The 4660-nt window shown below is 75.4% G+C and carries 6 protein-coding genes; 3 read left to right on the top strand and 3 right to left on the bottom strand.

Annotated elements, in window-relative coordinates; translation table 11 throughout:
* Nucleotides 1–67: 67 nt before the first annotated feature.
* Nucleotides 68–577 (bottom strand): MarR family transcriptional regulator, encoded by a 510-nt coding sequence (locus G3I42_RS04040; RefSeq protein WP_164282463.1) that lies wholly within the window; start codon nt 575–577, stop codon nt 68–70.
* 107 nt (nt 578–684) lie between these two features.
* On the opposite strand from G3I42_RS04040, the gene G3I42_RS04035 reads away from it, so the two are divergent.
* From G3I42_RS04035 to G3I42_RS04025, 3 genes are all read left to right on the top strand, one after another.
* The gene (locus G3I42_RS04035) at nt 685–1095 is read left to right on the top strand and encodes an organic hydroperoxide resistance protein (protein ID WP_275405218.1); all 411 of its coding nucleotides are present in this window, start codon (nt 685–687) and stop codon (nt 1093–1095) included.
* 200 nt (nt 1096–1295) lie between these two features.
* The gene (locus G3I42_RS04030) at nt 1296–2552 is read left to right on the top strand and encodes an SLC13 family permease (protein ID WP_164282465.1); all 1257 of its coding nucleotides are present in this window, start codon (nt 1296–1298) and stop codon (nt 2550–2552) included.
* Nucleotides 2553–2639: 87 nt separating this feature from the next.
* Nucleotides 2640–3815 carry a hypothetical protein gene (locus G3I42_RS04025; protein ID WP_343244448.1) on the top strand — a complete coding sequence of 392 codons (1176 nt, stop codon included), beginning with the start codon at nt 2640–2642 and terminating at the stop codon, nt 3813–3815.
* A 67-nt stretch (nt 3816–3882) separates the two neighbouring features.
* On the opposite strand, the gene ykgO is transcribed toward G3I42_RS04025, so the two are convergent.
* Both ykgO and G3I42_RS04015 read right to left on the bottom strand, forming a co-directional pair.
* Nucleotides 3883–4005: a type B 50S ribosomal protein L36 gene (ykgO, locus tag G3I42_RS04020; RefSeq protein ID WP_010276268.1), complete on the bottom strand. Its 123-nt coding sequence runs from the start codon at nt 4003–4005 to the stop codon at nt 3883–3885.
* 98 nt (nt 4006–4103) lie between these two features.
* Nucleotides 4104–4660: MFS transporter (locus G3I42_RS04015; protein WP_164282461.1), on the bottom strand; the 557-nt coding region annotated here is incomplete at its 5' end.

Below are 4660 nucleotides of genomic sequence, written 5' to 3'. Positions count from 1 at the left end.
GCGGCGGTGCGCGACGCGGGAGCGCGTGGCGGCGCACCGGGCGCGCGCCGCCGGGGACGTCTCACCCTCAGCCTGAGGGTTCGAGTTCCCCCGTACGGCCCGCAGGGCCCTCCGCCAGGCCCTGGGCCGCGCGGTCGAGCGCGGCCGTGAGGCGGCCGAGGCGTTCGCGGAGGTCCTCGACCTCGTCGAGGCCGAGCCCGGTGGCCGCGGCGATGGCGCGCGGGACGCGCAGGGCGGAGGTGCGCAGCTCCGCGCCCTCGGCGGTGAGGCGGACGACGACGGAGCGCTCGTCGCTGGCGAGGCGTTCGCGGCGTACGAGTCCCGCCGCCTCCAGGCGCTTGAGCAGCGGCGAGAGCGTGCCCGAGTCGAGGCGCACGAGGGCGCCGATGCGCTTGACGGGCAGCTCGCCGTGCTCCCACAGCACGAGCATCACGAGGTACTGCGGGTAGGTGAGCCCGAGATCCTTGAGCACGAGCCGGTACACGCCGCCGAAGGCACGCGAGGCCGCGTTGAGCGAGAAGCAGATCTGGCGGTCGAGGCGCAGGAAGTCCTCCTCGGGCGCTGTCGTGTCTGTCATGGCTCCAGCCTAACGCCACGCTCCCTTTTTAGTTGTGCACAACTAAATCGTGTGCTCTACTTCTCGTACGGCAACACACCTCACGACAGCGAAGAGGGATGGATTCCATGGACGCGATCTACACGGCGGTGGCCACGGCGAACGGGCGCGAGGGCCGCGCGGTCAGCTCGGACGGTCAGCTCGACCTCGGTCTCGCGATGCCGCCCGCGCTGGGCGGCGACGGCAAGGGCACCAACCCCGAGCAGCTCTTCGCCGCCGGGTACGCGGCCTGCTTCGCGAGCGCCCTCGGCCTCGTCTCGCAGCAGGCGGGCGCCGACACGAGCGACGCGTCCGTCACCGCCGAGGTCGGCATCGGCAAGGACGGCGCGAGCTTCGGCCTCAAGGTGACCCTGCGGGTCGAGCTGCCCGACACGATCGACGCCGGGACGGGCCGCCGGCTCGTCGAGCAGGCGCACCAGGTGTGCCCGTACTCCAAGGCCACGCGCGGCAACATCGAGGTCGACCTCGTCGTCGAGTGACCCGCCGTACGGGGCGTGTCCCCGCTCCGTACGGACCGCACTCCCGGGCCCGGCACGCATCTCGCGTGCCGGGCCCGTGGTGTCGCGGCGGGCCCCGCCGCGCGCGCGTGGCGCCAGGTGGGAACCTTGGTCCGTCCCCGCACCCCGTCCCGCCCCCGGCCGCGCCCTCCGTGGCCCGCGTCCCACCGTGGAGCCCCCCGCTGAGCACCGTGCCCGCCGAGATCCTGTCCGTCGCCGTTCTGCTCGGCGTGCTCTTCTTCGCGGTCGCGCGCCCGCGCGGGCTGCCCGAGGCGGTCGTGGCCGTGCCCGGGGCCGCGCTCCTCGTCGCGGTCGGCGCGGTCTCGTGGCACGCGGCCTGGGAGCAGGTGCGCACGCTGCTTCCCGTCGTCGGTTTCCTCGCCCTGGTCCTGATGCTCGCTCAGCTGTGCGCGGCGGACGGGCTCTTCCACGTGGCCGGGGCGTGGGTGGCGCGCTGGTGCGGGGGCAGCGCGCAGCGGATGCTCGGCGGCGTCTTCGCGGTCGCGGCCGTCGTGACGGCGGCGCTGAGCCTCGACGCGACGGTCGTCCTGCTCACGCCCGTGGTCTTCGCGACCGCCGCGCACGCCGGGGCCCGCCCGCGCCCGCAGGTCTACGCGACCGCGCACCTGGCCAACGCGGCCTCGCTCCTGCTGCCCGTCTCGAACCTCACCAACCTGCTCGCCTTCTCGGCGAGCGGCCTGAGCTTCCTCGGTTTCGCGGGGCTCATGGCGGTGCCCTGGCTCGTCGCGATCCTCCTGGAGTACGGGGTCTTCCGGGCGTACTTCCGCGCGGACCTCGCCGCCGGGGTCACCGCCGGGGAGCGGCCGCCCACCCCGCGCACGCCGCGCTTCACCCTGGTGGTGGTCGGGCTCACGCTCGCCGGTTTCTTCCTCACCTCGCTCGCGGGTCTCGAACCGGCCTGGGCCGCGCTGGGCGGGGTCGTCGTCCTCGGCGGGCGCGCCCTCGCCCGCGGCCGGACGACGCCGCGCCGCCTCGTCGCCTCGGCCGCGCCGCTCTTCTGCCTCTTCGTCCTCGCCCTCGGGGTGGTCGTACAGGCGGTGGTGGGCAACGGGCTGGAGCACGGGCTCGGGCACCTCGTGCCCGCCGGGGACTCCTTCGTCGCGCTGCTCGCCGTCGCGGGCCTCGCCGCGCTGCTCGCCAACGTGATCAACAACCTCCCCGCCGTGCTCGCGCTCCTGCCGATCGTGGCCCCGGGCGGGGCCGGGCCGGTCCTGGCCGCGCTCATCGGCGTCAACCTCGGGCCCAACCTCACGTACGCGGGCTCGCTCGCCACCCTGCTGTGGCGCCGCGTTTTGCACGAGCACGGGGAACGCGCCTCGCTCGGCGCCTTCACGCGGCTCGGCCTCCTCACCGTGCCGCTCACGCTCGCCGGGGCGACGGCGGCGCTGTGGGCGGGGCTGCGGCTGGGGCTCGGCTGAGCGCCGACCGGCGATCAGTCCGCGACACACCTCATATAAAAACCGGATAAACGTAATCAAATGACCATGCGCGCTTAGTCTGCCGCCGTGAACAGGCAGCACGTGAACAGGCAGCACGCGAGGACGTACAGAAGACGGACCCGGCTCGGCCTCCCGGCCGCCGCGCTCGGCCTGGCCGCGGCGGCCGTGGTCGCCGCCTGGCATCCCGCGCAGGCGGCGACCACGCCCACCGCACCGCCGTCCACCGCACTCGCGTCCCCCGCACCCACCGCACCCGCGCACGCGCCAGGACCCAGCGCACCCGCGCCCCCCACTGCCGGACAGCGCACGCACGCGGAGCTCGCGCGTCTCACGCTGGCACCGGTCGCCCCACTCGGCATCGGCCCCTTCCACGGCACGTACGGCGTCTCCGACTCGCGGCGCGCGGAAGGCCCCGGGAACGGCGACTTCAGCGACCCGGACGGGGTGCTCTCGTACCTGACCGTGACGGGCCCGAGGGCCGCTCGCACCGCCGAGGGGAGCGCGCGGGCGCTCGTCCCTGGCACGACGCTGCGGATCGGCGGGACCGAGTGGGCGGCGGTGAGGCCGAAGGACGGCTCACCCGGCACGTACGCGGAGTGCGCCCCGCCGCCCGCAGCTCCCTCCGCGCGGGCGTTCGCGCGGGCCGACGGAAGCGAGGTGGTGGTCCTCGGGCACCCCGTCGCGCCCGGCACCACGACGCTGGACGTCTCGGGCGCGGAGCTGAAGCACCCCGCGGCGGTCGGTACCGGCACGCTCACGGTGACGTACGCGGCGTACGGCCAACCGCCGGACGGGGCCCGGTCCGGGGCGTCCACGGCGCGTGCGGGGCTGCGGGTGCACGTGTCGGGGACGCTCAGGAACACCCGGGGCGGCCTCGCCTACCAGGGCGACATCCTCGACCTGCGGCTCGGCGAGGTCACCGCCGACTGCGCCCCGGCGACCTCGCCCTCCCCGGCACCCGGACAGGCCGCCCCCACGCGGGCGGCCACCGGTCCGGGCTCCCCCACGCCCTCCCCGACCGCGAGCGCGAGCCCGTCGCCCGCCCGCACCGCTTCCCCTGTCCCGCCCGCCCCGGGCGCGCCCGGGATGATCGGTCCGGGGGCCGGTGCGTTGCCGGGCGGGCCCGGGATGCTCGCCGGGACCGGGTTCCCGGTCGCGATGTGGCTGCTCGGCCTCTCGGCGACCCTGCTCGTCGCGGGCACGGGCCTCGTCCTGCGGGCCCGCCGCGACATCCGCTCCTGAGGGCGCCGTGAACGCGCCGGAGCCCCGTACCGGCTCGGTACGGGGCTCCGGCGGGACCGCCGCCGCCTCAGCCCTGGCGGGCCTTCTGGCGGGGGTCCTTGCGGTTGAGGACGTAGACACGGCCGCGCCGGCGGACCACCTGGGAACCGGGACGGTTCTTGAGGGCGCGGAGCGAGTTGCGTACCTTCACGGCGCCACCTTTCGCTACGGGGCGGGGCTACGGGGACACCCGGCCGACGATGCCCATGACAACCACGTCAAGGCGCGGCACATTCCCCCGCAGCGCCCTCAGCCCGCCCCCCGTTGCGCGCGTTCCGCTCGTTCCGCCCGTTCCCCCTGCTTCTCGTGGCGCCCCGCGATCACGTCCGCCACCGCGACGAGCAGCGCGGCGACGACGAAACCGACCGAGACGATGAGGCCGTGGTCGTAGGCGTTCGACCAGCCGTCGTCCGCGAGGCGGCCGAAGAAGACGGAGCCCACGGCGGCGATGCCGATCGCCGAGCCGACGCGCTGCCCCGTCTGGAGGGCGCCGCCCGCGCTCCCGGCCCTGCGCACCGGTACCTCCGAAAGAGTGAGGGTCTGGTTCGGCGAGATGACGAGACCGCTGCCGAGCCCGGCGAAGAGCAGCGGGGCGATGAGTGCCCAGCCGATGCCCTTGCCCGTCACCTGGTGGACCGCGAAGGCCGTGCCCGCGAGGCCGATCGCGACCATGAGCAGCCCCGCGACGACGAGCGGGCGCCCGAGCCGGTCGACGAGCCTGCCGCCGATCCCGGCCGAGAGCCCGGAGCCGAGCGCGAAGGGCGTGAGCGTGAGCCCGGCCTGGAGCGCCGTGTAGTGCAGGCCGC

Source organism: Streptomyces sp. SID11385, from assembly GCF_010548245.1.
GTDB lineage: Bacteria > Actinomycetota > Actinomycetes > Streptomycetales > Streptomycetaceae > Streptomyces.
This window is presented reverse-complemented; position numbering and strand designations above follow the sequence as displayed.